We start from the raw sequence: 26,310 nt of genomic DNA on the forward strand, positions 1-26,310 counted from the left end.
ACACTTCCCTATCTGTTTGTTTTATGCACAATATGTTTGGTATAAATAATCCAGTTGTTCAACGAGAATCGGATATTGTTCAAACCTCATTTTCAGTTTGAATAGGTTGTTTTCCAAGTCACTCCATTTTTTCTGGGCAATATAATGCTCGATTAATAACGCACTAAATTGGTAATACGTTTGATCCGGTAATTCATCTGTTAAATATCCTTTAAGCAGTGATTCATATTCATCCTCTGAACATGTCACTTTTGCCAATTTCATTTGAGAGAAGAATGTATCAAACAATTGCCCCTGCAACGCAATTTGTTCAGCTGTTGATTGAGTTTTCTCAAGCTCCTTCTGTTCCTCCAGGCGGACGGGTTCAATATCCAAATCAAGCGGTTCCATTTCCAATACCTTATTAACTAATAACTCATCTGCCAGATTCGCTTTGTGATTGTCAGAAAGAGGCTCTTCCTCTTCTTCCTTATTTAGTGGCCTTTCAGCTGTATCGACGCTCTCCGCTATCTTCATTTCATCAGCATTCACAACCAGCTCTTCTTCCTGATCCGCTGCTTGATGTGATACGAGCTCGTCTGAGTGTTCTAGGATTTCCTTTTCATCAGTAGGATTAGGATGGTCTTCTTCTATTTCATCAATGATCTGAGGCAGATCCTCTTCAATCGGATCCACTTCCGTTTCTTCTTCCATCAAATTTGCAGCTACTTTCAAATCGTCATCTTCATCCTCTAAAAGGATTTCAATATCTTCCATAAAGTGAACCGATAAATCATCAGGTGCTATTAATTCATCTCTGTTCAAAAGAAAATCGACTTCGTCTTTCGTTAAAGATCCAAACGGTTCTTCTTTATTAGAAATGGAAATTTCTTTCTCTCCCCTATATATCGGTTCGGATTGCTCAGAATGAATAGTTTCGTGAACAACATTGTCATCATCCATACCATCTATCTCATTTTCAGCTACTAGCGGAGGTTCTTCGTGAAGCAACTCGATGTCTTCATCCCAATTGATAATCGGTAAATCCGTCTGTATATCTGTTTCTGTCGGTTGCTCAATCTTCTGGTCCATCATCAGATTTTCCGTCGGATCCATTACCAGGTTCTCTGAATGTCCTTCATCTTTTATGACTACCTCATCACTATCTTCTGCATTTTTTTGTTCCTGGCGGGCTTCTGGATTGCCCCTTCCGTGTTTCGCAAGCTTTTGATTTGCAATCATATGTATCAAATCAGCTTTTTCTTCTACTTCCACCTCTGGTTCATCACGGTTATAAGCTGTCAGATCATTCCCTTCTTGGTCAAAAATCAATCCTTCAAATTTTTCTCCCATAAAAAAGGTCATAGCAATCAAGATAAGAAGCAACATCCCTGCTGTTTGCCAGAGGGGAAAGTTTATATTTCCATATATGCCAATAGAAGAGACAATAATGGCCCCAAATATAATGATCATTTTCCCTTTAGAAGTTATTCCCAGTGGCAAATACAAAATGATTGGAATCAACAAAATCAGTGAAGCTAATACCAATAAATAACTTTCCAATTCCACCACCCCTTTTTTGACAATATCTTATAGATTATAATATTTTTATAAATATAAGAAATAATGCCTATTTATTACAAATATTTACTAGAATCATTGTATAATAAAGTAAGGAATATTAAAAGAAGGTGCGACCGTGAAACAGAAGAATATTTTTTATATCGAACGTGAACGTGGATTTACATTAGTAGAGGTTCTTTTATCTGTTACCATACTTGGTATTATTTTTTTAAGCATACTGGCTTTATTCAACAATACGTACGACTATAGTGAACGAAATGAATCCAAAACGGTCGGTATTAATGTAGCTAGAAATGTACTGAATTACATAGAAAACCAGGACTTTAATACTATTAAAAAAACATATTTTTCAAATTCCGCTGGAACAGAAGAATTTAAGATTACGAGAAGTTCATGTAAAAATGGCCCGTTTCTTGCAGAATCCTGTGAAAATATGTTAAAAACGGTCGTTAATAACGTGACCTATGAAGCCACTGTCACATTAACCAAACACCATGAAGCTGATTTGCAAAATTATTTAATCCCGGTTGAAGTAAAGGTCAATTGGAATGATCGTGAAACAAGCGTGGAGGGAGTATTGAAAAAATGAAAAAATTCATTTTGCCGGAGCGCGGTGTTACTCTTGTCGAATTAATGGTTACGATTGCTCTTGTTTCTTTATTTGGCACCATTATGTACTCAGTGTTTGTAACCGGTGTTAAGCTTTATCAAAAGATTGAGGTTGAGGGACAATTACGCGATGACGCTGATTATATTGCAACGGCTATTCTAAATGAAATGTACAGCAACTCTCCAAAATCAGTAAAAGTGTTTAAAGATACTGCTACCGGTAACGAAGGAATCATCCTCGTCAGAGCCAACCAGAAAAACGTCGATGGCTACCTTATTGAGGAAGATACGTCACAGCCGGAAAAAACGATTAAAATTTACTTCGACCATGATAAATTTATCATTGAGAGCCACAGCGGATCAGCCCAGGATATTAAAACAGTCGCGATTGATTCGAGGTTTACAGATATTAATAAAGATAAACCCAATGAGATCAAATCCAAGATTACCCTTGGTACGATCGGGGAATGTAATACCGGCTATACGGAATGCAGTCATGGTACGATTCAATTAACACTTGCCCTGAAAGGTAAAAATGATTTCAAAAATTCCCTTATTCATTCTAAACCGCTCGTACTGGAGAGCTCGTTTGGCTTTTAGGAGGATCCCAAATGATACTAAAAAATGAAAAAGGATCTACATTAATACTCGTTTTATTAATCTTCTTAGTCCTTACCACCCTCGGTTTGGCCATAGCCAGTGCCACGATAAACAGCGGTAAAAGGACAGAACTGCGAGAAGATGATATTACCGAAAATCTGGGTGCCCTGCGCGATTTAAAAGAGGGTGTGGCAGCTGTGGAAGCCTATATAGCCATGAATGGCGCTAATTTAATTAATCTCCCGGCGAAGACTGATTATGACAAAGCCCTTGCAGATTTTATCGCGACCCAAAATTCTAAAAACACAAGATACACAATTGAAGACAAAACGATTGACCAAAACAGTTATACAAAAATAGTAGAAATCAGCAGTTCCGCCTATTCCCAAAAAGTATATATCACAGCAGCACCGAGTTTTCTAAAGTACGCACTCGGTTCAAGGGAAAGTCTTACAATGAATGGCTCTCCTTTAATTGATGGAAATATCTATTCTAACAAAACATTATCCATTAGTAATGATGCCAATTACATCTATCATTCAGTTCCAGATAGCGAAGATACTGCACTGCCGGCTATTAAGACATCTTCAAAAATCCATCTTGGTGATAAGATACAACCAATATCCCTGTGTTCTTCCGGCGATTGTTATTTAGAAAGCGTCCAAGGTAATCTTCCTGTCTTTGAAAAAAACAGCGCATACTGGGGAAATTTAACGATCGAAAACATGGATCAGGCTTTCTCATCAGATGAAAAGCCTGTATATGAAGACGAAACAAACCAGTTTATTGATGTGGACATTCATCAATCCTTTATAGAAAAACTAAGTGTAGCCGGTTTCTCCCCTCAATCATTACAGGGGAATACAGATGCGGAAAAGAAAAAATATATTCTTGAACAGATAGAATATGGGAGTACCAATTTAGGGATAAAAAAAATACGTGATTTCGAATCGCTCGATAAGGATATAACATCCACAGCCTTTTTATATTCAGGAGATGCTCGAGTAGATGTGGACGAAATAAATCTTTTGGACCACCAGTGGCTGATTATTGATGGAAACATGTTCTTGGAGAGCGAAGGAAACAAAAGCATGAATGTGAAGGGGAATATCCTGGTAACTGGCAATATCAGTATGGCAGGAAATTTAAGCTTTAACTCCGTTATATACGCGCTTGGTGATACGACATTGAATAATATCAATATTAGCTGCTATCAGAACAGCTGTGAACAAGGAAATATGGGTGAAGTACTTATCCTGATGACACAGGGCCAGCTAGAAGTATCTATCATCAATCCATTCAAGGAAAAAGCTGATCAAATCACCGGGTATCTTTATACGGCATCGGAAGCAAGTATCTATGCTGTCGGCTCGCTTCTTCGCATCGAGGGAGGGATTTTTTCAAAGGATAATCTAGTGGTAAATAGTTATCGAGGTAAAGCTGAATCGGGAACAAGCGATATTGATTTTAAATCTAGTACAGATAAACTTTCGTCTAGATTACAAGTCACAAATAATAAACGTTTATTTTTAAATCAAACACAGGGACTCCCTAAGGTCAATGGGTTAGAGGTTATTACCGACCGAATCGAGAAGATAAAATGACATAAGCAAAACCCGTTAGCATTATGCCAACGGGTTTTACTTTTCTATTAGATTCACGATTTCATTATGGTTCCATTCCTTCGCCCAAATAGCAGCAGTCTTATTCTCCTTATCTTTAATGGATGGATCAGCCCCTGCTTTAAGCAATGATTTAACCAGGTCAATCTCCCCATATTCACTGGCATAAATTAGAGCCGTCTTGCCAAGATTATTTTGTTCATCGATTAAATCCGGCATTATCTCAACCAACCTATCCAATAAATCAGCCCGCATATTAATAACCGCAGCCGCTATAATCGTATTCCCTTCCTCATCTTTCACTCTTAGTAATTCAGGATTCTTCTTTTCCAATAGAGTAAGAATCTCCGTATGCCCCTCCTGTGAGGCGATATAGGCAGGTGTTTCCCCCTCAAGATTAGGCTGGCCCGGATCCAAGCCTTCTTTCATCAATAAATCAACAATATCCGTCACCCCGCGCAAGGCAGCTATATGCAAGGCTGTATTTCCACTACTATTTGTATCATCCAGTTTATCTTTATGATTTTTGATTGCTGCGAGAAACATAGTATACGCCTCTTTAAGAGCCTCCTTATCATCGGGATCTCCGATAGAAAAGACAAGTGTGACAAATAATGGGTTATCCGAACGGGGTGATATATCTGCTCCATGCTCCAGCAGTACACTGGCGATTTTATAATCCTGATTCATAATGGCCAAATCAAGCGGTGTCACTCCCTCTTTATTTGCCTCTAAAGATGTATGCTTATCTGATACCAGATTCTTTACCTGTTTTACATCACCAGTTGCGATGGCCTCTGTTAGTTTCTCCTCATTCTCTTTTTTCGCTTTTGCATTGGTTTTTTCTGTGTAGCTAAAAATACCGAGTGCGATAGCAATAATAATCAGAATGGCAGATACTGATAGGATGATTTTCTTTTTCATATCGTTGTCTCCCCTGAGCTCTTCCTTAAAGAAATGGACTCACTCTGACATGCAGAGTGAGCCTTTCTACTCTCTTAATATTTCGAATTGCCGTTTCCATCATCTCCGCTGCCAGGTGCTATTACATTCACATTAAGATTGGCATAATATTCTTTTCCTTTATCATCCGTTACGGTAATCTTAATGACATCTTTACCGATTCTATTTCCAGTAAATACTCCATCCGATTTAAGAGATACGTAATAATCGTCCCCAATCGAATAGGCTACAGATGTAACATTTGTTGCGTCAGACGGCAAATAATTCAAATAAGTCTTTACAGATCGGGTTTCTCCTTTTTCGATACTGACTACATCGGGCACTGCAATTCCTGTAAGAGGCTGTCCTACATTTACAGATACCTCTGTTGAAGCATTACCATCCACAGAAGATACTAATACAATACCTTTTCCGGTACCCACTCCTTCAACTTTGCCATTCTCATCTACCCGAACAATATCAGGATTCAAAGAATTCCAGATAATTTTCTTGTTGGTAGCATTATCTGGTCTTACTTCATAGGCAAGCTGATATTTATCAAATTTATTGATTGGCAGAGGGTTTGGGGTGATTATAATACTTTCAACAAGTATAGGACTTACTGTTATCTTTGCTGTCTTGACAATCCGATCTCCTTCTTTGTTAATACCAATTACTGTTAGCACGGTTTCTCCCTGCTTCTGGCCGGTTATAGTGAAGTTATCTTTATCAATGGTAGCAATAGATGGATCAGTCAACGTTAAGGTAAGGCTGTCTCTGCTCTCAGCTGGATCGGTCGTAACAGCTAAACCTTTCGTTTCCCCGACATTTAAAGCCATATCGTCCATATTGATATTGTTCACGTAGTTACGGACTGTCACGATTGACTCTTTCTCGATTATTTTGCCAAAAACATCTGTTACCTTTACTTTCACCTTAGTCTTCCCAGCTTTTAAAACTCTTGCTGCACCTGTCTCAGGGTTAATGCTTATAATATCTCCATTACTCCCTTCCGACCATTCGATACTTTTAATCCCTGCATTACTTGGATTTAATATAAGATCAAGTGCAAAATTCTGATCCACATCTTTACTTAATTCATACGTATCAGGAAAAGAAACCGACTCTAAGCCATTTTCGGCAATAAGCGTTAATTGGTTAAATTGAACTTTCTCATCCTTATTGAGAGCATTCTTATAACTTAACGTCGAATCCTTTAATATATATTCTTTTTTCACAGTCGGTTTTACTTTAACCGTAAACGTGACAGGTGCCGCTCTAAAAATAGTCCCTACTTTTTCATAGACGATATTATTTAAAGTTTGTGTATACGTTAATCCTGAAGCAAGTGTGCCGCTTGTTTTACCAGACCCGCTGGCATCCATTCCCGCTGGCAGTTTTTCAGTTAGTGCAACATTAGTTAAGGTAACCGTTGTTCCATTAATTGCTTTTGCAAGTTCTCCCGTTATATCCTGCGGGGTAATCGTATAGGTAATCTCCGTATCCACACCAACCTTAACCGGGTTGGATACTTGAACGGTCCTGTTAACCTGCAAATTCGTCTGCAGCTTAACAACTTTTACAGTTACCTCTTTCGTAGCCTTGGCCCCTTTGGCATCAATCGCTTCGATTCGGATAGCAGCATTTCCTCCCTCAGGCAAACCATGAGCAATTTGCTGAACGATTGTCGTACCATTGCTTACATTCTTTTGTTCAAATACAAGCCTGTCATTAACATAGACTTTTGTTGCAATCTTTTTATCCTTTAAATCAAAATCCTGTATGTTATAGGCTAGTTCAATAGTTTGATTGGACGGAATCAGATCACCCTCATGGGGAGAAATAACCTTAATCGTTGGAGCATGGTTCGAACCTAAAAATGCTCTGTACATGGTGTTGATGAATAGTTTCTGTTCCCAATCAGGAAATCCAGTATTTGTATGGCCTGTACCTGAATATGTGATATTTCCCTTGGAATACGTATAATAATGATTCCAGCTGTCATTTACATCCCGGGGATTATTGTAATCCTGCCAATCCTGGTACCATGTTCGGTCACTTATGATGTTATACCACGGAATGACATTGGAATCTTCAAGATTCAAGGTAAAGTACTGATTATGTGTTAGCGCAATATCTTTCGTTGAGCCCTTTTGATTTCTTTCTTCTTCCATATTATAAGGGTAGCTGGTCATAATTCCGTTATTTACAATCGCGGTAGAATTAGAGGTACGCGGAGCACCATACCCTAAATTAGTTTTAGGATCTATTTGGCCAGAGATGGCTTTAAAATGATTCAGCCAATGGTTATTTGAATTATTGCCTTTGCCTTCTTTTTCAAAAATTGTATCATGTGTAAACATAATACTTTGCTCAGAACTAATAAATGTCTCTAAGGATCCGGTCGAATTTTCATTTAAGTTCGTACTGTTATACTCATCCCCAAATCCAAAAATGACCATATCGTATTTTCCGTTAATTTGCGTATGTGAATGGAGACCAGTTGAACCGTTAAACGTCTCCATATTAGTGACATCAATATTAATTTTATATTCATTCGTTTTATCTAAGTAGGATTGGTTCATGTTGCTGCTTTTCAATAAACTGCTATTATAATTGGCATTCGGGGTAACCTGCAGGACTTTCAATTCAACGGTTTGGTCGACAAACTTGATCATCCCTTTTTTATAATCCTTTAATCCCGTACCATTATCGATTAGTTCAAGCTTCCAATAGCGGACTCCTGAATATCCCTTCGGCAATTCAAACGTAATTGTACTATTTTGCGAGGTGATTGGTATTTCCTTTACAATCTCATCAGTACTATATTGATCATTAAAATCTGAATCAATCGATAACCGAGCTTTCAAATCCCTCGATTCAATATTTACAGGCTTTTGCACAGTAATTTTAAAGCTTAAATTGTCACCCGCCTGATATGCAGTTGTTTCACTTGGTTTTGTGGTGAGTGAAAATCTCGGACCGGTTGCGTTACTATTATTTAGATATCCACTAACTTTATTTAAAAGGTTTTTTTCCCACCCACTGCCTTTTCGGCTATAGGTCAGTACATTGGTCCTATTGAGATAAGAATCTAACCGTCTCATTATCCCTTTATGAGAATCAATCGTCTCCCTCTCCAGGATAACCGGTTTCCCCTTAATAATAAAACTGTCGATAACCTCTTGCAGCTTCAAACTCGTAATATCATTCTGAATGGATGTTGTGTCATGGTTGCTGCCGGAAGCCTTTGTCTCCGAATATTTGCCTTCCATGATCGCAATCATGTCATATTTACCATCCAATTCTTCTCGCAGTGCCACAAACTTTTTCATTGGCATTGTCGTATATTCAAAATTACTTTCCCCTAGAACATTCTTTAGCTTTGTTGGATAATTATTAGCATTGTCGTAGATCTCCAAAATTCTTATTTTTGGAGTGCTAACTGCCCCTTGCGTTACAACCGGAGCTTGCAACACTGTTGAAAACAAAATAAAAAAAGCGATTGCCAGCCTTAGCCCTCTTTTCATATAACCACCCACTGCCTTGTATTTTAAATAGAATCTATTACCCAACTCATACAATTTACCTATTTTATTACTTACTATTATACATTCTTTACCATTATTTTGTATATTTTTCAAAAATATTTTAATGCATATCTTCTATGTTTATAATCCTAGCTCGAAATGGTTTTATAATTATGGGCGGACCTATATTCTTTATATAAAAATAGTAATTCTTTCTATTTGTTCAATATTCGGATAAATTATTCAGTTCAATTTACTATATAGATATCATTTAATGTTTCATATATAAAACATAAACTCATGATGGTCTCACGAAATTCATCATTTGCCTTAAAAAAAAACGTATTCTACATCCTCGGCAGAATACGTCTTGATTATTTACTATACTGCGCCACCTTGTTACGGCCAGCCTGTTTTGCTCCTGTATACATAGCACGGTCTGCATGGCGGATTAACGAATGAGAATCATCCGCATCTAATGGAGCGGTTGACACTCCTATTGATGCAGTTACTCTCACTTGAACCTTCATGCGATCACTGCCCAAATCAGATACTAATTCATAAGGCTTTGTGCCAATTTTTTGTCGTGCCAGTTCGGCAAATTGATAGCCTTCTTCAACTCCCGCTCCAGGAAGCACCAGTACAAATTCTTCCCCGCCATATCTGGCAGCAATCCCCTTGTGCCTTACAAGAGAGGATAAACGATCTGCCACCTGGCATAGCACATCATTTCCACTCAAATGTCCATATGAATCATTTATCGACTTAAAGTGATCCAAGTCTATTAAAATAAGAGTCAAGTTATCTAACTTTTTATCCCTTAATAAATTAAACTGGTCTTTTAAATAATCTTCAAGAAAATAGTTGTTATAAAGCTTCGTTAATGAGCAGCGCTCACTTTTCGTTTTTGTTTCCTCATAATGCCTTGCATTTTCGTAGGCTGAAGCAAGGTATGAAGAAAGGATATCAGCAATCATCAACTGATTTTTTTCAAAAAAGTTTTTTCTCGAGGAAATATGTAAAATAACCCCTTCCATCTGCTCAGCCTTTAAAACAGGAACAATTAAAATACTTTCTGCCCAATCCGGCATTCCATGATTTTTATATTTCTTTAAGGATGCAGAGCTGTGAATTAATAAGGATTGTTTCGATTTCCATACCTCCCCTATCAAACTATCGGTTGCGGAGATTACATTTAAATGAGGCTGGCTCGGCTCAATTTTACTATCAAACCTTCGCATACGAAGGCGATTTTTCGTCTTTTCATCCACACCGAATATATAGGTTTCCTCCACCGGGAAAATCCTTGTCACTTCACTGAGAAATAAATCAAGGACTTGCTTGATTTCCAATCTGGCTGTTAATCTGTGACCAATTTGGCTGGCTTTTTGCAAATCCGCATTTACTTTTTCAGCCTGATAATACAATCGCATGACCATTGCCAGGCTGACCAGCGGGATTCCGACAATTATAATGGATACCAATCCCAATCCCTGATAGGTTGAATACAGTAATAAGCCAATCGGAAAAATGATAATACTGGATACTATATCTGCCACCTGATCTTTTGCAACAAATGCTACTTTTGTTTCATATACAAATAGGTCTATTAATAAAGCACATACAAAATTGGATAGAAACCATACGATTTGATGAATGACAATCAATGAGAATATGCTTAAATCAGATAGAATCAGCCCAGAATGCTGACCGCCAAGCCAATAGTAAATTAAACTGCTTGTTACTGAATTAATAAAAAACATCAGGGAATTCATAGGAATGCGGAAAAATTCATCTTTATTAATTTTTATTCGATAAAGGATTGTCAGTACCCCGATTTGAGAAAGGACAATTTCCACAAATAATCCGTACTGTAGAAAGATAGCCAAAGATACTCCCTGGAGGAGAAAGATTGGTAAACCATTTATCATAATAGGATAATAGGTAATAATGCATAGCAGTAACAGGAACATAAAAATATCAATTGAAAATAAATTTCCCATTACGGGGAACTTCGTATAAGAAATAAATAATCCTGCAGGGACGAACAAAAGCCAAAGGATCCAAATAACGAAGCGTTTTTGTCTATTAACCATTGCCGCCCCTCCAATCAGGTAATATTATCCAGTGTGTACTACATGTCAAATATTATCAAAAATTCTGACATTTGTCACACATTTTTTTTAATAAACAGGTCTTATGGAGGATTGTCATTAAAGTTTTACCTTTGCATGAACCTCATTATGACTTTTGGCTAAATTCTTCTATCATATATGGGCGTATAGCCGCTAAGAAATACAAGGAACCTGTGACCATCACCATGTCACCCTCTTCCATTTTAACTAGTATCCTGTTCAGCCCCGCTCTCCAATCCTTTTGTATAATTTTATCTGGATGCCGGCTATTCTGGAAGAGCTCCTCAGCCTTATTCATTCGTTCCAAAGGCATTTCCGTAAAAGTTATACTGGCAGCCCTTTGTTCAATCAAATGAATCATCTGCTTATAATCTTTATCCTTTAAGGCTGCAAATAAAATATGTACATTACGTTTTGGATAGCGATCTTCAATAGTAGAAAGTAAGGCCTCTATACCTGATACATTATGTGCGCCGTCTAAAATGATAAGAGGTTCGTTTGATACGATCTCAAAACGCCCTTTCCATTTGGCGGAAGACAGCCCTTTCCTGATGCTCTCCTCTTGAACAGGAAAGCCATACGTCTCACTTAGCACCAATGAACTAATGACAGCAAGCATCGCATTCTCAACTTGATGGCTCCCAAGCATACCAATGCGCAGATTTTCCAACAGGTGCCCCTTCCATTCCGCCGTAAAAACTTCCTCATCCATTGGCTGCAAATAATTTAACACTTTAAAATCTTTTTCAGAAGCATATAAGACAGCATTCATTTTTTCTGCCTTTTTTACTATAGGGTCAAGGGCTTCTTCATTTTTGACACCTGTAATAACTGAGATACCTTTCTTGATAATTCCTGCTTTTTCTGTTGCAATTTCACCTAATGAATTCCCCAAAATATTCGTATGCTCTAAAGAGATACTGGTTATTATCGCTATAAGCGGTTCAATCACATTAGTGGAATCAAGCCGCCCACCTAGACCGGTTTCAATAATCAGGATGTCTGGCTGCTCATTTCTAAAATGCAAAAAAGCTAATAGCGTGGTTACTTCAAAAGCAGTCAGATAATCTCCATTTTCCTCCGCTTCATTTAAAATGGGAATAATGGAATTCATTAATTCTACTAATTCATTATCCGTGATCATTTCTTCATCAATCATGATTTGTTCATTTAACTTTTCAAGATAGGGAGATGTAAAAGTACCGACCCGGTAGCCCTCTGAATTCAAGATATGTTTCAGATAGGTAAGCGTGGAGCCTTTTCCATTGGAGCCTGCAATATGTATACATGGTATACTTCGCTCAGGATTCGATAGCTTACACAAGACCTTTTCCATTCGTTCCAGTCCAAAATTCATTCCGAGTTTTGCTGTACGATTTGCTAGAAATTCTTCTGCCTGTTGATAATTTCGTATCATTTTTTTCACTCCCACACTGTTTGTCCCGTATGAATTAGTATGACATGATTTAACAAAAACACCCTGTTCAATTGCATCGAACAGGGTGCAGTCTAAATTTTAAGCCAATTCTTCTAAATCTTTCAGACGAGCTTGTACAGCTTCCTGTTTTTCAACATAGTCTGCCAGTTTAGCTCTTTCTTCTTCTATAACCTTTTCAGGTGCTTTTTTCATAAAACCTTCATTGGAAAGCTTTTTCTCAATTCGTTCAACTTCTTTTTTCCATTTATCAAGTTCTTTTTGAAGACGTTTTTGTTCTTCTTCAATATTTAATAGACCTTGCAACGGAAGAATTAATTCAACACCGGTAACGATAGCTGTCATTGCTTTATCATCGACTGGAATATCTGTACCAATTGTTAATTCTTCAGGGTTACAGAAGCGTTCAATATAGCTGCTGTTCTTTTCTAAAACAGCCTGTGTTTCTGCATCTTTAGCTTTCAAAGAAAGCTTGATTTTTTTGCTCAGCGGAGTATTTACTTCAGCACGGATGTTACGAACCGTGCGAATGATTTCTACAAGCAATTTCATTTCATCAGAAGCTTTTTCATCCGTTAAGTCCGGATTTACTACAGGCCATGATGCTGTTGTAATTGACTCGCCCTCATGAGGAAGGTTCTGCCAAATTTCTTCTGTAATGAATGGCATAAACGGATGCAATAATCTCATGGTTTGATCCAATACGTATGCAAGAATAGAACGTGTTGTAAGCTTAGCAGCTTCGTCTTCTCCATAAAGAGGGAGCTTCGCCATTTCAATATACCAATCACAGAAATCATCCCAAATGAAGTTGTATAATGCACGGCCAACTTCACCGAATTCGTATTTATCAGCCAATCTTGTTACGGTTTCAATCGTTTCGTTTAATCGTGTTAAAATCCATTTATCAGCGACAGATTTTTCGCCCGTTAAATCAATCTCTTCATATTTAAGGCCATTCATATTCATTAGACAGAAACGTGAAGCATTCCATATCTTATTGGCAAAATTCCAAACGGATTCTACTTTTTCATAGCTAAAACGCAAGTCCTGTCCAGGTGAGCTTCCAGTTGTTAAGAAATATCTTAGAGAGTCTGCACCATATTTCTCAATAACCTCCATTGGATCTACACCATTGCCAAGTGATTTACTCATTTTCTTGCCATGCTCATCGCGAACAAGGCCATGTATCAATACATCTTTAAATGGACGCTCTCCAGTGAATTCAATTCCCTGGAAGATCATTCTTGATACCCAGAAGAAAATAATATCGTATCCAGTCACAAGAGCTGCTGTTGGATAATAACGTTTAAAGTCCTCTGAATCTGTATCAGGCCATCCCATTGTCGAAAACGGCCATAATGCAGAACTGAACCATGTATCCAATACATCTGTATCCTGCGTCCAGTTTTCAATATCTGCTGGATCTTCCATGCCTACGTATACTTCACCAGTTTCTTTATGGTACCATGCCGGAATACGGTGGCCCCACCAAAGCTGTCTGGAAATACACCAGTCATGGATATTATCCATCCAGTTCAGATATGTTTTTTCAAAACGTTCCGGTACGAATTCTACTTTACCTTCCGTATTTTGTAATTCAATTGCTCGCTCTGCCAAAGGCCCCATTTTTACAAACCATTGTGTGGATAGGTAAGGTTCGACAACGGCACCGCTTCTTTCAGAGTGTCCAACCTGATGGATATGCTCTTCAATTTTGAACAATACTCCCTGATCCTGAAGATCTTTTACTATTTGCTTACGGCAATTGAAACGGTCCATACCTTTATATTTACCAGCCTTCGCGTTCATCGTTCCGTCTTCATTCATAACTAGAATTCGTTCAAGATTGTGACGATTACCAACCTCGAAGTCATTAGGATCATGTGCCGGTGTAATTTTAACAACGCCCGAACCAAAATCCATCTCTACATAATCATCGCCAACGATTGGAATTTCTCTGCCTACGATTGGCAGAATAACTGTTTTTCCGATTAGGTGTTTATAACGGTCATCTTCTGGATGAACGGCAACAGCTGTATCGCCAAGCATCGTTTCCGGACGAGTCGTTGCCACTTCAATATGTCCACTGCCATCAGCAAGAGGATAGCGCATATGATAAAAAGCACCTTTAACTTCTTTATGAATCACTTCAATATCAGATATTGCAGTTTTTGTGCTTGGATCCCAGTTAATAATATATTCACCGCGGTAAATAAGGCCTTTTTCATAAAGTTTAACGAAAACTTCACGTACAGCCTTTGATAGACCTTCATCAAGAGTAAAACGTTCACGTGAATAATCCAGACCCAAACCAATTTTTGCCCATTGTTCACGGATATGAGAAGCATATTCTTCTTTCCATTTCCATGTTTCGTCAACGAATTTTTCACGTCCTAAATCATAACGAGAAATTCCTTGATTGCGCAGTTTCTCTTCTACTTTTGCCTGGGTTGCAATTCCTGCATGATCCATGCCTGGCAGCCATAAAACGTCATACCCCTGCATTCTTTTCATTCTTGTCAAAATATCCTGAAGCGCTGTATCCCACGCATGGCCCAAATGAAGTTTACCCGTTACATTTGGAGGAGGAATTACAATCGTATACGGTTCTTTTTGTTTATCTTGTCCCGCTTCAAAGAATTTTCCCTGTAACCACCAATCGTATCTTCCTTTTTCGATTGACTGCGGATCGTATTTGGTCGGCATTCCAATATCCGTTTGTTGCTCCATATTTCATTCTCCTTTTTATTCATACTTTGGTGAAAATCCCAATAAAAAAAACCGTTTCATCCTCTATAAAAAAGGACGAAACGGTATGTCTCGCGGTACCACCTTTGTTCCAACACAAATAAATAATGCGTCGGCACTTCATTTCTTTAACGGCTCTTCACCGGTTATCCGCTACTGGTTGACATGTTCACGGAAACAGCTCCTGGGCGACCTTCTGCGATGACAGATACTGAAGGAATCTTACAGCCGGTGGATTCCTCTCTCTTACAGTCTTCATCACATACTCTTCCCATTCAAAGCTTTTAGAAGATATTCTCATTTCACTTAAGCGGAAATCATTTTTTAATACTGTTATCATACATAAGTATGCATCTACTCGTCAATCATTGTTGACGATTTTTTTATTTTTTATTCAATCCATTTAATCAGGCTGAATTTCATTAAATCTTTGAATCAATTGAATTTATTCCCAATGGACAGTCACCCGTCTGGGCAATATTTTATACCCTATCATAAAGGGGGAATACGCATGCGGAAAAAGGTACAATATAATATGCCTCCGTGGATTCGTAATACAAGAAATACGATACAGCAATTCTCTATACCATTTGCTGTCTTTCAAGGTATCCGGACATTCTTTTTTCCAACTACTTTCGATTTACTCCTGTTGTTTTTACTGATTGGTCTTGCCTTAGCTTTCCATTTTGATATTTTGTAATTTATTTAAATCTGTTGACTTTTGACCAGGTGAGTTCTACCTGGTTTTATTTGATACAGTCCTATCTATTGCTTTAGTTAATTGATAGTCTGAAATTTTTTCTCCAACTTCCTCATATTAATTAAGTTTCATCCTTCGCCTTTTTGCTTTCTTCTATTTGCTCCATCCTCATGATAATATATTCAATATTTTTCAATAACCAGTACTGCCTTTGGAATTTTCGGCAAAATTGTAACTCATCCTGTTTATCTTTTTTTCTCAAATATTGTTCAGCCATCTTGATACAATTGGCCGGATAAGCCAAGTAGGATAAAAATAATCGCATTTCTCCTTCCTTGAAAGGGAAATACTTCAGATAGAGATAAATCCACTCCACAATTTCTTCTCCCTGGATCGGGTAAGTTTTTAACTGTTTGACGACGAAAGGCAATAAGTCAAAATAAGGAGGAGCTGTTTTAGTCTGTTCAAAATTGATAAAATGTCCATATCCATTTTCGCTATATAAGAAGTGGTGAATCGAGATGTTTCCATGCGTTACAACACTGCGGACTTTTTCTTCTTCCTTTGTGACTTCAAACCACTCCTTAAGTTTATTTAAGGAATACGTCAGGGCCTGAGATAAGTCATAAAAGCACAGACAAAACAATTGCTCAAAAGGAGACATATACCATTTCTTTTCAATGGATACTACCATCTCACGGATGAATTCCTTTTGTTCCTCCCACTTTTTAACTGTTTTTTCAAAATGTTCTTCCCTTTCCTCTATAGTTGTATTGATATCCTTGACAGATATCGTATGCATTCTTGCCAGTTCCCTGAACATTTGCTGATGACGTTCTGTCCGTTCCTCTATAAGTTCATCCGGCAGCCAAGGCATAAGATAACTGATTTTATCTCGGGTTAACACAGCATATCTGCCATCTATTGCAGGAAAGATCGGAACAATTCGGTTATAACCGTTTTGATAAAGGGTCTGCACATTTTTGATAAAATCTAATCCTCTGGTTGCCGGGATGGTTTTAATCGCAAATATGCCATTATTCGTATATACTTTCTTCACTTTTCCAAAATCCTCGTAAAATTCAAGTTCCAATTGATAATTTTTTAGAAATTCAGCTATCCATTCCTGCTCTTTTCTTAACATTCCTGTGGCACCCTTTCTGCTTGTGCCTTTTTGGATATCCATCTACTCCAACACGACTATACTGATTGTCTAAAAAACCCGCGTCATATATTTCCCCTCTTTATAAAATGGGAACTGCACATCAGTCCTATATTATAAATTTCTAATAAAAAAGCAGAGCCATGAATGCTGCGCTCTGCTGTTAACTGAACCTATTATTTATAAGAAGCAGCAGCTTCAGGGATATAAATTACCTGACCAGCTCTAAGATCGGTTAATTCTATACCATTTACTCTCGCGATATGCTGAACGCTCGTTTTATATCGGTTTGCAAGAACTTCGATACTGTCTCCGCTCTGAACAATGCATACTCTTACTTTTGTTCGCTGGGTCTCTTCCTGCTGTGTAAACAAATCATATAGGAGTGATTTGGATTCACTTTCAGTTTGCTCTGCGTTCCCATTTTCATTTTCTCTTTTTTTCTTTTCTGTAGAGTATTCGTTTGAGCGATACTGTTTCTCTGCATACTTATGGAATGCCTGCTTTTCTTTCTTTTCATGTACCTGGGATTCATCTGTATCTTCTTCTATAGATGATTCCGTTTGATCCGGCAGTTCATCTACTTGGGAGTGCAGATGTTGCACTTTGTTTTTTACAGGACTTTCCTCATTATCGAATTGAATATTAGATGATGATACTTCGTCTAATTTTGGAGGTCCTTCATCAAATGTACGATCACTTGGAATTGAAAATGATTGCTTGGAATTTTCATGTTCCGTTTGGTTATCTGATTGTTCCGGTTCATACGCAAAAGGAGTATATTCCTTTTCCTCTGATTCATCTTCTGACAGAACCTCGTGATCTGCTTGTTGTTGATTAACTTGAGGCGTTAGCTTCGATTCAACATAGAAAAGGTTGTCTTGTTCAACATAAATATCGGAAGGCGGTGTAAAAGGAGTATAAGCTTCAAAAAAATCAACAGGCGGATCAACCTGATTATTCGACTCCTGATTATCTTCTGCTCCATCTTCGGCTTGGTTTAAACGGTATAAAGGCACTTCCTCCTGTTCGTCCTCTTGCTCATAATGAACATCTGATTGAATCGTAATCTCCTCTGCAGACTCTTCCACCTCATCAGCCGCTTTATTCCATAAATGAGGATGATGATCTTCCTCGTATTGCTGTGGAATTTCTTTTGGATAATGAGATGTTTCCACTCGTCCCTCTACCTCTGCCGCTCGCTGCTGATCATCAGGAAGATCCTCATAAACACCACCAATCCACAAATCTGCTGCAATCTGCAGATATCCCTTTTCCGGCAACCTATAATCAAATGTATGAACACCCACATTAAGATCATCCATATCCCGGACTCTTTCTGCAGGAATCGTAATATCTACTGGAAATTGCTGATGGAATTCAAATAATTCGTGCTCCCCTTGTTCAATAACAGAAACATAACGCCGAAACGGATCATCCGCTCCATCTTTTTGTTCTTTTGTTCCAACCGGTTTATACTCTCCCATTAAATCCAGAGTACCCTTAAGAATGATATACTGTTCTGCCTGATGAGCTGAAACATTTGGTTCAAGTGATATGGAATAGAGTTCTTCAACTTCCTGTCCTCTTTGAAACCACACATTCTCTTCTAATGAAAGCCGCAATAACGATGCATTTTCCTCAGACACACGTTTTCCTCCTTCCAGCCCTTTTCATCTAAATGCCATTATCAACCTATGCTAAAGTTCCTGAAAATATGTTCCATCCTTAGCATATGACTGTAAAAATAAACCCCCAGAGTTTTCACTCTGAGGGATTTCACTAACCATATTATTTGTAACGCTTATTAGAGATTAGCGCCAGTAAGTACTCGGGTTGGTTCAACTAATGCCTGGCAGCTATAAAAAAATCCCATCGAGCAAAGTATCACTTTATCGTTTAATGGCTTTAAAGGCTTTTTGAGCAGCCTGTATGGTTTTCTGAATGTCTTCATCGCTGTGTTCAACTGAGAGAAAGATTCCTTCAAATTGAGAAGGCGGCAAGAAGACGCCATTTTCCGCCATTTCTTTATAATAATCCGCAAAAAATTGTAGATCAGATTGTTTCGCAGACTCATAATCTGTGACCTGCCCATCCGTGAAAAAGAAGCCAATCATGGAGCCTGCACGGTTACAGGTCAATGGTACATGATACGTTTCAGCTGCTTCTTTAAAACCTGCCTCTAAGATGTCTGCTTTTTTAATAAACTCTTTATACGTATCCTCAGTTAGCTGTATTAATGTTTCATAGCCTGCTGTCATCGCAATTGGGTTACCTGATAATGTTCCAGCTTGGTAGATAGACCCACTTGGTGCAATTTGACTCATAATTTCTTTTTTACCGCCAAATGCCCCTACCGGAAGTCCACCACCAATTACCTTTCCAAGACAAGTTAAATCTGGAGTTATATCAAAATGACCTTGCGCACACTGATAATCAACACGGAAACCAGTCATAACTTCATCAAAAACTAATAAAGAACCATGAGCCTCCGTAATATCCCTTAATCCCTGCAAGAAACCTGGCAGTGGAGGTACCACTCCCATATTGCCTGCAACTGGCTCAACAATAACGGCTGCGATATCTTCACCAAATTGTTCAAAAGCAAGTTCTACACTCTTAAGATCATTGTAAGGAACCGTAATCGTATTCCGAGCAATGCCTTCCGGGACTCCCGGGCTGTCCGGCAAACCTAATGTAGCAACACCAGAACCTGCTTTGATAAGCAATGAATCTCCATGCCCATGATAACACCCTTCAAACTTAAGGATTTTATCGCGCCCTGTATACCCTCTTGCCAACCGAAGTGCACTCATAGTTGCTTCTGTTCCGGATGATACCATTCGTATCATTTCAATGGAAGGCACACGATCAATAACAAGTTGTGCTAATTTATTCTCCATAAGGGTTGGAGCACCAAAGCTTGTTCCAGTTTCAGCAACCTTTTTTATCGCCTCCACAACCCGATCGTTTGCATGGCCAAGAATTAACGGTCCCCAAGAAAGAACATAGTCTATATATTCATTGCCATCGATATCATAGATTTTAGACCCTTTCCCCTTTTCCATAAAAATCGGATCCATATTCACTGATTTAAATGCACGAACCGGACTGTTTACACCGCCTGGTAATAAATTTAAAGATTCTTGGAATGCTTTCTTAGAATTTTCATATGAACGCATATATTGCAATCTCCTTTATAGATGGAATTAATTTTCTTTCAACCATTTAGCTGCATCTTTTGCAAAGTAGGTAATAATTAAATCTACACCGGCACGCTTCATGCCTACCAGCATTTCCATCACGATCGCTTTTTCATCGATCCAGCCATTTGCACCTGCGGCCTTAACCATGGAATATTCACCACTTACATTATAAGCTACAAGAGGTAGGTTAACTGTATTCTTCACATCACGAATGATATCAAGGAATGCCAGAGCCGGTTTCACAATTAGGAAATCTGCTCCTTCCATTGCATCAGATTCAGCTTCGCGCAACGCTTCAAGGCGATTGGCATAATCCATTTGATAGGATTTTCTGTCCCCAAATTGCGGTGCACTATTGGCAGCATCACGGAAAGGACCATAAAAAGCGGATGAATATTTAACAGCATAGGACATGATCGGAATATGCGGATAACCTGATTCATCAAGCCCCTGGCGAATGGCCGCTACGAATCCATCCATCATATTGGAAGGGGCAATAATATCTGCTCCTGCTTCAGCCTGGCTGACAGCTGTTTTTACAAGAAGTTCGAGACTTTCATCATTCAGTACTTCTCCGTTTTCAACCATTCCACAGTGCCCATGACTTGTATATTCACATAAGCAAGTATCAGCAACAACCAGGATTTCAGGATAGTGTTCTTTAACAAAGCGAATACCTTTTTGGACAATACCATGAGTGTGAAAAGCACCTGTACCGCATTCATCCTTATGATCTTCATCGGGCACTCCAAAGAGAATGACAGATTTGATGCCAAGTGAAGCCACTTCATCCATTTCCTCTTTTAAACGATCCATAGAAAATTGAAAGATTCCCGGCATAGAAGCAATCGGGTTCTTTTCATTTGTTCCTTCTGTAATAAAAATCGGATAAATAAAATCTTCTACATGTAAATGAGTTTCACGTACAAGCGCTCTCATAGATGCATTTCTTCTTAATCTTCTGTGTCGATCAAATTCAATATTGGCCATTTTAGGACCCTCCTCCATTACGAATAATACTGTGCTAATTCTTTCATCATATCTTCCACGGTATATTGCTTGGGGCATAGTGTAACAGCAATACCAAGCTCTTCAGCTCTTTTCCTTGTAACCGGACCGATGGCAACTGTCACTTTATCTGTCAAGCAGGCAAACAAATTATGTTTTTTCACTATTTTCATAAAATTATTTACAGTCGAAGGACTGGTAAATAAAAGAATATCAATCTTTTTATTCGTAAGTGAATCTACTAAAGCTTGTTCACTTGCAGTGGGCAGACGGTTAGAATAAACAATGGACTCTTCTGTGTGTATACCCGCAGCTGTCAGTCCATTAAATAAATAATCTCTCGACAAGTCACCCTTTATAATAAGGACGGATTCCCTCTTGTCCACGACTTCCATAAATGACGGTAAAAAAGATTCAGCCACGTACTTTGGTGGAATAAAAGATGGTTGCAAACCGTGCATCTGCAGTGCTGCACTCGTTTTCTTCCCAATCGCCGCTATTTTAGGAATTACTTGATCATGTCCCATTTCGTTCATCATATCACAAAATAGATCGACACCCGGCTTGCTTGTAAAAACGAGCCAATCAAAGGATGTGATCCTATTCAACTTTTCCTTAGCTATCTTAAGCAGATTTGCTTCAGGCTTTTGAAATGAAATAAGAGGTACCTTAATTGGTACCCCTCCATGCTCAGCAATCATGGTACACAATTGTTCGGCCTGCGATTCTTCTCTCGTAACTAGTACGCACTTATTCCGAAGAAACATGGAATGCTCCATTTAGCTTTCCATCTCCTCTTTAACCTTTTCGATTAATGCCTTCGCTCCTTGCTCAATCAAACGATTGGCAGCGGTCGCGCCTAAAGACTCAGCGTCACTACCGGAAACTTTTTCTCGATAAATGGTATTCCCGTCAGGCGATCCAACAAGGGCCTGGAAATGTAAAGTTCCTGTTTCATCTTTAAATGCAAACCCTGCAATGGGAACCTGACAGCCACCCTCCATTTTATTCAGGAAGACTCGTTCTGCTGTGACAGCTTCTTTTGTATCCTGACAAGTCAATTTAGCTAGTTCCTTCAATAATTCATGATCATCCGCTCTGCATTCGATTGCCAGTGCACCTTGACCCACTGCTGGAATACACGTATCTTCATCCAGAAAATCACTGACGATATCTTTCTTCCAGCCTAATCTTGAAAGGCCAGCTGCCGCGAGGACGATAGCATCATAATCTTCGTCCTTTAATTTTTGTATACGTGTATCTACATTTCCTCTAATCCATTTAATGGTTAAGTCCGGGCGTTTAGCCAATAATTGAGCACTTCTTCTTAAGCTGCTTGTCCCAACAATCGCACCTTCAGGCAATTCAGCGAGCGTAAGATTATTTTTCGAAATGAGTACATCACGATGATCCTCACGCACAGGAATACAACCAATCGTTAGCCCTTCCGGAAGCTCTGCAGGCATATCTTTCATGCTATGGATAGCCATATCAATTTCACCATCAAGCATGGCTTGTTCAATTTCTTTTACAAAAAGACCTTTTCCTCCCACTTTTGAGAGAGTCACGTCTAATATTTTGTCACCCTTTGTCACGATTTCTTTCAATTCGAATTCAAACGGTAATCCAAGATTTTTCAGCTGATCAATGACCCAATTAGATTGTGTCAATGCCAATTTGCTTCTACGTGAACCAATAATAATTTTTCTCATGATTTACCCTCCATCAATAGACATGAAATGCGGATATACTGCCGAAAAAGAAGAAATTCACTAGCACGAACAAGAATGAACCAATATTCCAATAAGCGAGTGATTTCCCATAAATCCGATTGTTAACTTTAAGATATAAATAGATTCCATATATGATTAGGCAGGCAAATGAGCCAAGAATTTTACTATCATACCAATTAATATCCGAAACTATTATATAGGCCCATTCAAGACCCAGTATTAATGATAATAATAACATTGGAACACCGATTGCTACCAATATATAAGACAGCTGTTCCAGTTTAGCCAGATCTCCCAGCCTGTTCAGCCTTTTCCCCCATTTCTTTCGCTTTAACAAATCATACTGTATTAAATATAAAATAGAAAAGACAAAGGAAAGAGCAAACGCCGCGTAAGATAAAATGGCAACTGTAATATGAATCATGGATAGCTCAGATAACAACTTTGTTTGCGCTTCTGCTGTAGAATAGGCCTCTAATGTTGAGAATATATGAATAACCATTAGCCCAAACCCTATCACGTTTGTAAAAAACATAAAAAAATCTGTCCGCAATATCCGGTTTAGGATAAGTGAGAAGGTAATCAATATCCACACGTAAAAATATAAACCTTCAAATAGGGTCAGAACCGGGAATCTTCCTACTTCAAACATATATAGAAATAAAAAAATTGTTTGCATGAACCAAACAATCGAAAGAAACCAGAAGGCTGCCTTATGAGCCTTCCGATTATTTTGTAAAAAATCTATGAAATAGAATAAGACACTAAGTCCATATAATATAATTGTAATTTCTTGCAATCTATTTAAATTGATATCAATCATATATCCCATCCTTGCTTATTATGGATGTGACACCATTTTTAAGACAGGTCTATTTTGCTGCAATGATTCTTTAGATTGGAATGGCACTATCGCCTTCTCTTCCTGCTCTTGTACATGCTCTTCTATTTTAAAAATTGAAACAAATGCCTGTAAGGCAGCCTCCGGATTGCCCATATCTGCAATATCTTTTGCATAATGAATTGGGTCTTTAAGCATCTGATTGATTATACTCTTCGTATGTTTATTAATGACCTTCCATTCTCTTTCACTTAGGCCAGGTAATTTACGTTGCATGCTTTCCATTGTTTCGGACTGAATATCCAATGCTTTCTCGCGTAATGCAGAAATAACAGGCACAACACCAAGCATTTTAATCCATTGATTGAATTCAACAAGCTCACTTTCAATCATAATCATAATTTGTTCAGCTGCTTCTTTTCTTTCTGCCAGGTTTGCCTGAACAATACCCTCTAAATCATCTATATCATAAAGAAAGACGCTGTCAAGTTCCATCAATTTAGGATCTAAATCACGCGGAACAGCAATATCAACCATGAAAATTGGTCGCCCTTTTCTCAAAATATTGATATTTTCCATCATTTCTTTTGTAATCACATATTCCTTAGATCCAGTCGAACTGATTACAATATCTGCATCAAGCAGGGAACATTGCAGTTCCTCAAGCATTTTTGCCTGACCTGAGAATCTTGATGCTAATTTTTCAGCTTTTTCTAAAGTTCTGTTAATTACCGTCACTTGATTGGCACCACTGCCATATAAGTTTTCAATAGCAAGCTGACCCATTTTCCCTGCACCGACAATCAAAATCTTCTTATCCTGAAGCGAACCAAATATTTTTTTGCCGAGCTCAACCGCCGCATAGCTGATTGATACCGCATTTTTATTTATTTCCGTTTCAGAATGAGCTTTTTTGGCAAGAGTAATTACTCGTTTAAACAGGTTGTTAAACAATACACCAATAGTATTTTCTTCCTGTGCCTGCTGGTAGCTTTTCTTCACCTGTCCAAGAATTTGAGTTTCTCCCATTACCATTGAATTCAATCCACAAGCGACCTGAAATAGATGGTTAACTGCCCCATCCTGTTCGTAAATATATAAATAGGAAGATAGTTCATTTTGATCGATTGAGAACCACTCTGCTAAAAATTCTTTCATATAATATCTGCCGGTATGCAGTTGATCTACTACCGCATATACTTCCGTCCGATTACATGTAGAAATAATGATATTCTCTAAAATGCTTTTTTTGTTACTTAATACTTTCATTGCTTCCGGCAACTGTTCTAGTTCAAAGCTGACTTTCTCACGGATTTCAACAGGAGCGGTTTTATAATTAAGACCAACAACAATTATATGCATTTCCCCTGCCACACCCCCATCTGAGCATATTCTTTTGCAAGTATATCATTGGCACACATGTAATCTTTTCCATAAAATGTGAACATTTTCGTAACTCTTTATCAATTATTCATTTAATTGAGAAATTTTAAGAAATAAAAAAACCTGATATAATCAATGTATAATAAATTAAATATTAATTACCAAATAGTTTCTCATGCAGTAGTATGTGTAAATTAAATCACTAATTGTACATTATCAAAGATTAGAATAATTATCAATAATAATAAACCGGGAGATTACAAATGAAAGAATATCGTTATTTTTCAAGTATTATTTTAATTGGCTTTGGTCTTTTCTATTTTTTAAAGTCCATTAACTATTCTCTTTTATCACCTTATTATTCATGGGGATCTCTTTGCATTATTATCGGTATTGCTTTTCTTGCCGAAAGCAAGTTTGGCAGTCAATCTGACTTTATATTACCGGGGATCTTATTCACTGGATTTGGCTTACACCAGTACATAACAGTACGGCTGGAATACTGGCCAGCTGAGCATACCGTCCTGTTTTTATTGATTAGTTTTGGGTTTTTATTGATTTCTTTAAAGAAAGGGATTGGAAAGAGTTCTGGCATCTTATTTCTTGCTATTGCCATCATCTTTATTTTTCACGAGAAAATACTGACCACACTCGGTCTGGTCCGCTATATAGATTTCTTTAATCATTATTGGCCCGTTTTCCTGATGCTCCTTGGCGGATTCGTACTATTTAAAAAGAAGAAAAAATAAAAGCAGACAGCACGGCAGCCCTAACCATAGTGGTCAGGGTTGCTGCACTAAGCTACCTGCCTTTCTTTTTATAGAAATCTCCAGTCTATTAATTAACTACATTTGGATTATATTATGCTTTATTTTAAGAGGAGGTGTTAGAGGTTGAAGACAAACACATTTTTCATTCAATTTGCCATCAGCATACTTCTTATTTTCGGAGGAATGTTTACTATCCGTTATTTTAAAACAGGTGAGCTTTTGGTGGACCAAATAATAGGTATAACCGCCGGTCTACTCATTTTAATCGCTTCCCTCATATGGAGAATTAAATCCAAACAATCTACATAGTAGTTGTATGT

General features: G+C 38.0%; 20 protein-coding genes and 1 other annotated feature. Of the genes, 6 read left to right on the top strand and 14 right to left on the bottom strand.

Features of this window, described 5'->3' with window-relative positions; all coding sequences use genetic code 11:
- Nucleotides 1-21: 21 nt before the first annotated feature.
- The gene (locus AC4G3L_RS05725; protein ID WP_491076007.1) at nt 22-1,542 is read right to left on the bottom strand and encodes a hypothetical protein; all 1,521 of its coding nucleotides are present in this window, start codon (nt 1,540-1,542) and stop codon (nt 22-24) included.
- 136 nt (nt 1,543-1,678) lie between these two features.
- On the opposite strand from AC4G3L_RS05725, the gene AC4G3L_RS05730 reads away from it, so the two are divergent.
- The 3 genes from AC4G3L_RS05730 to AC4G3L_RS05740 are packed head-to-tail and all read left to right on the top strand — an operon-like array spanning nt 1,679 to nt 4,376.
- Nucleotides 1,679-2,152, top strand: a complete 474-nt coding sequence (locus AC4G3L_RS05730) for a prepilin-type N-terminal cleavage/methylation domain-containing protein (RefSeq protein ID WP_491076008.1) — start codon at nt 1,679-1,681, stop codon at nt 2,150-2,152.
- Nucleotides 2,149-2,772, top strand: a complete 624-nt coding sequence (locus AC4G3L_RS05735) for a PilW family protein (protein WP_491076009.1) — start codon at nt 2,149-2,151, stop codon at nt 2,770-2,772. Before AC4G3L_RS05730 ends, AC4G3L_RS05735 begins: the two co-directional genes overlap by 4 nt.
- A gap of 11 nt (nt 2,773-2,783) precedes the next feature.
- Nucleotides 2,784-4,376 (top strand): hypothetical protein, encoded by a 1,593-nt coding sequence (locus AC4G3L_RS05740; RefSeq protein ID WP_491076010.1) that lies wholly within the window; start codon nt 2,784-2,786, stop codon nt 4,374-4,376.
- Nucleotides 4,377-4,412: 36 nt separating this feature from the next.
- Here the strand turns inward: AC4G3L_RS05740 and AC4G3L_RS05745 are convergent, their stop codons facing one another.
- The 5 genes from AC4G3L_RS05745 to AC4G3L_RS05765 all read right to left on the bottom strand — a co-directional run bounded on the left by AC4G3L_RS05745 (nt 4,413) and on the right by AC4G3L_RS05765 (nt 15,169).
- On the bottom strand, nt 4,413-5,318 hold the full coding sequence (locus tag AC4G3L_RS05745; protein ID WP_491076011.1) for an ankyrin repeat domain-containing protein: 906 nt from the start codon (nt 5,316-5,318) through the stop codon (nt 4,413-4,415).
- 74 nt (nt 5,319-5,392) lie between these two features.
- On the bottom strand, nt 5,393-8,866 hold the full coding sequence (locus AC4G3L_RS05750; protein ID WP_491076012.1) for an Ig-like domain-containing protein: 3,474 nt from the start codon (nt 8,864-8,866) through the stop codon (nt 5,393-5,395).
- 374 nt (nt 8,867-9,240) lie between these two features.
- Nucleotides 9,241-10,962: a sensor domain-containing diguanylate cyclase gene (locus tag AC4G3L_RS05755; RefSeq protein ID WP_491076013.1), complete on the bottom strand. Its 1,722-nt coding sequence runs from the start codon at nt 10,960-10,962 to the stop codon at nt 9,241-9,243.
- A gap of 145 nt (nt 10,963-11,107) precedes the next feature.
- Nucleotides 11,108-12,418, bottom strand: coding sequence for a bifunctional folylpolyglutamate synthase/dihydrofolate synthase (locus AC4G3L_RS05760; RefSeq protein WP_491076014.1), 1,311 nt, complete (start codon nt 12,416-12,418; stop codon nt 11,108-11,110).
- A gap of 99 nt (nt 12,419-12,517) precedes the next feature.
- On the bottom strand, nt 12,518-15,169 hold the full coding sequence (locus AC4G3L_RS05765; RefSeq protein ID WP_491076015.1) for a valine--tRNA ligase: 2,652 nt from the start codon (nt 15,167-15,169) through the stop codon (nt 12,518-12,520).
- A gap of 68 nt (nt 15,170-15,237) precedes the next feature.
- Nucleotides 15,238-15,475, bottom strand: a binding site (T-box leader).
- 223 nt (nt 15,476-15,698) lie between these two features.
- Here AC4G3L_RS05765 and AC4G3L_RS05770 point away from each other — a divergent pair.
- On the top strand, nt 15,699-15,887 hold the full coding sequence (locus AC4G3L_RS05770; RefSeq protein WP_491076016.1) for a YszA family small membrane protein: 189 nt from the start codon (nt 15,699-15,701) through the stop codon (nt 15,885-15,887).
- Between the two features lie 121 nt (nt 15,888-16,008).
- Here AC4G3L_RS05770 and ysxE read toward each other — a convergent pair whose 3' ends face one another.
- The 8 genes from ysxE to hemA all read right to left on the bottom strand — a co-directional run bounded on the left by ysxE (nt 16,009) and on the right by hemA (nt 25,199).
- Nucleotides 16,009-17,031: a spore coat protein YsxE gene (ysxE, locus tag AC4G3L_RS05775; protein ID WP_491076017.1), complete on the bottom strand. Its 1,023-nt coding sequence runs from the start codon at nt 17,029-17,031 to the stop codon at nt 16,009-16,011.
- A 194-nt stretch (nt 17,032-17,225) separates the two neighbouring features.
- Nucleotides 17,226-18,698 (bottom strand): LysM peptidoglycan-binding domain-containing protein, encoded by a 1,473-nt coding sequence (locus AC4G3L_RS05780; protein WP_491076018.1) that lies wholly within the window; start codon nt 18,696-18,698, stop codon nt 17,226-17,228.
- Between the two features lie 243 nt (nt 18,699-18,941).
- Nucleotides 18,942-20,231: a glutamate-1-semialdehyde 2,1-aminomutase gene (hemL, locus tag AC4G3L_RS05785; protein WP_491076019.1), complete on the bottom strand. Its 1,290-nt coding sequence runs from the start codon at nt 20,229-20,231 to the stop codon at nt 18,942-18,944.
- A gap of 27 nt (nt 20,232-20,258) precedes the next feature.
- Nucleotides 20,259-21,245 carry a porphobilinogen synthase gene (gene hemB, locus AC4G3L_RS05790; RefSeq protein WP_491076020.1) on the bottom strand — a complete coding sequence of 329 codons (987 nt, stop codon included), beginning with the start codon at nt 21,243-21,245 and terminating at the stop codon, nt 20,259-20,261.
- A gap of 17 nt (nt 21,246-21,262) precedes the next feature.
- Nucleotides 21,263-22,042 (bottom strand): uroporphyrinogen-III synthase, encoded by a 780-nt coding sequence (locus AC4G3L_RS05795; RefSeq protein ID WP_491076021.1) that lies wholly within the window; start codon nt 22,040-22,042, stop codon nt 21,263-21,265.
- The gene (hemC, locus tag AC4G3L_RS05800; protein WP_491076022.1) at nt 22,043-22,975 is read right to left on the bottom strand and encodes a hydroxymethylbilane synthase; all 933 of its coding nucleotides are present in this window, start codon (nt 22,973-22,975) and stop codon (nt 22,043-22,045) included.
- Between the two features lie 13 nt (nt 22,976-22,988).
- A complete protein-coding gene (locus tag AC4G3L_RS05805) occupies nt 22,989-23,819 on the bottom strand; it encodes a cytochrome C assembly family protein (RefSeq protein ID WP_491076023.1) in 831 nt (276 codons plus the stop codon).
- 18 nt (nt 23,820-23,837) lie between these two features.
- A complete protein-coding gene (gene hemA, locus AC4G3L_RS05810; RefSeq protein ID WP_491076024.1) occupies nt 23,838-25,199 on the bottom strand; it encodes a glutamyl-tRNA reductase in 1,362 nt (453 codons plus the stop codon).
- A 284-nt stretch (nt 25,200-25,483) separates the two neighbouring features.
- On the opposite strand from hemA, the gene AC4G3L_RS05815 reads away from it, so the two are divergent.
- Nucleotides 25,484-25,969, top strand: a complete 486-nt coding sequence (locus AC4G3L_RS05815; protein ID WP_491076025.1) for a hypothetical protein — start codon at nt 25,484-25,486, stop codon at nt 25,967-25,969.
- Between the two features lie 144 nt (nt 25,970-26,113).
- Nucleotides 26,114-26,299 carry a hypothetical protein gene (locus AC4G3L_RS05820; protein ID WP_491076026.1) on the top strand — a complete coding sequence of 62 codons (186 nt, stop codon included), beginning with the start codon at nt 26,114-26,116 and terminating at the stop codon, nt 26,297-26,299.
- Nucleotides 26,300-26,310: the final 11 nt, after the last annotated feature.

It is taken from the genome of Bacillus sp. z33 (assembly GCF_058313615.1).

Coding starts and splice junctions, on each gene's coding strand:
- AC4G3L_RS05735 (WP_491076009.1), top strand. CDS start 2,149: ATGAAAAAATTCATTTTGCCGGAGCGCGGTGTTACTCTTGTCGAATTA.
- AC4G3L_RS05740 (WP_491076010.1), top strand. CDS start 2,784: ATGATACTAAAAAATGAAAAAGGATCTACATTAATACTCGTTTTATTA.
- AC4G3L_RS05745 (WP_491076011.1), bottom strand. CDS start 5,318: ATGAAAAAGAAAATCATCCTATCAGTATCTGCCATTCTGATTATTATT.
- AC4G3L_RS05750 (WP_491076012.1), bottom strand. CDS start 8,866: ATGAAAAGAGGGCTAAGGCTGGCAATCGCTTTTTTTATTTTGTTTTCA.
- AC4G3L_RS05755 (WP_491076013.1), bottom strand. CDS start 10,962: ATGGTTAATAGACAAAAACGCTTCGTTATTTGGATCCTTTGGCTTTTG.
- AC4G3L_RS05760 (WP_491076014.1), bottom strand. CDS start 12,418: ATGATACGAAATTATCAACAGGCAGAAGAATTTCTAGCAAATCGTACA.
- AC4G3L_RS05765 (WP_491076015.1), bottom strand. CDS start 15,169: ATGGAGCAACAAACGGATATTGGAATGCCGACCAAATACGATCCGCAG.
- AC4G3L_RS05770 (WP_491076016.1), top strand. CDS start 15,699: ATGCGGAAAAAGGTACAATATAATATGCCTCCGTGGATTCGTAATACA.
- ysxE (WP_491076017.1), bottom strand. CDS start 17,031: ATGTTAAGAAAAGAGCAGGAATGGATAGCTGAATTTCTAAAAAATTAT.
- hemL (WP_491076019.1), bottom strand. CDS start 20,231: ATGCGTTCATATGAAAATTCTAAGAAAGCATTCCAAGAATCTTTAAAT.
- hemB (WP_491076020.1), bottom strand. CDS start 21,245: ATGGCCAATATTGAATTTGATCGACACAGAAGATTAAGAAGAAATGCA.
- AC4G3L_RS05795 (WP_491076021.1), bottom strand. CDS start 22,042: ATGGAGCATTCCATGTTTCTTCGGAATAAGTGCGTACTAGTTACGAGA.
- hemC (WP_491076022.1), bottom strand. CDS start 22,975: ATGAGAAAAATTATTATTGGTTCACGTAGAAGCAAATTGGCATTGACA.
- AC4G3L_RS05805 (WP_491076023.1), bottom strand. CDS start 23,819: ATGATTGATATCAATTTAAATAGATTGCAAGAAATTACAATTATATTA.
- hemA (WP_491076024.1), bottom strand. CDS start 25,199: ATGCATATAATTGTTGTTGGTCTTAATTATAAAACCGCTCCTGTTGAA.
- AC4G3L_RS05815 (WP_491076025.1), top strand. CDS start 25,484: ATGAAAGAATATCGTTATTTTTCAAGTATTATTTTAATTGGCTTTGGT.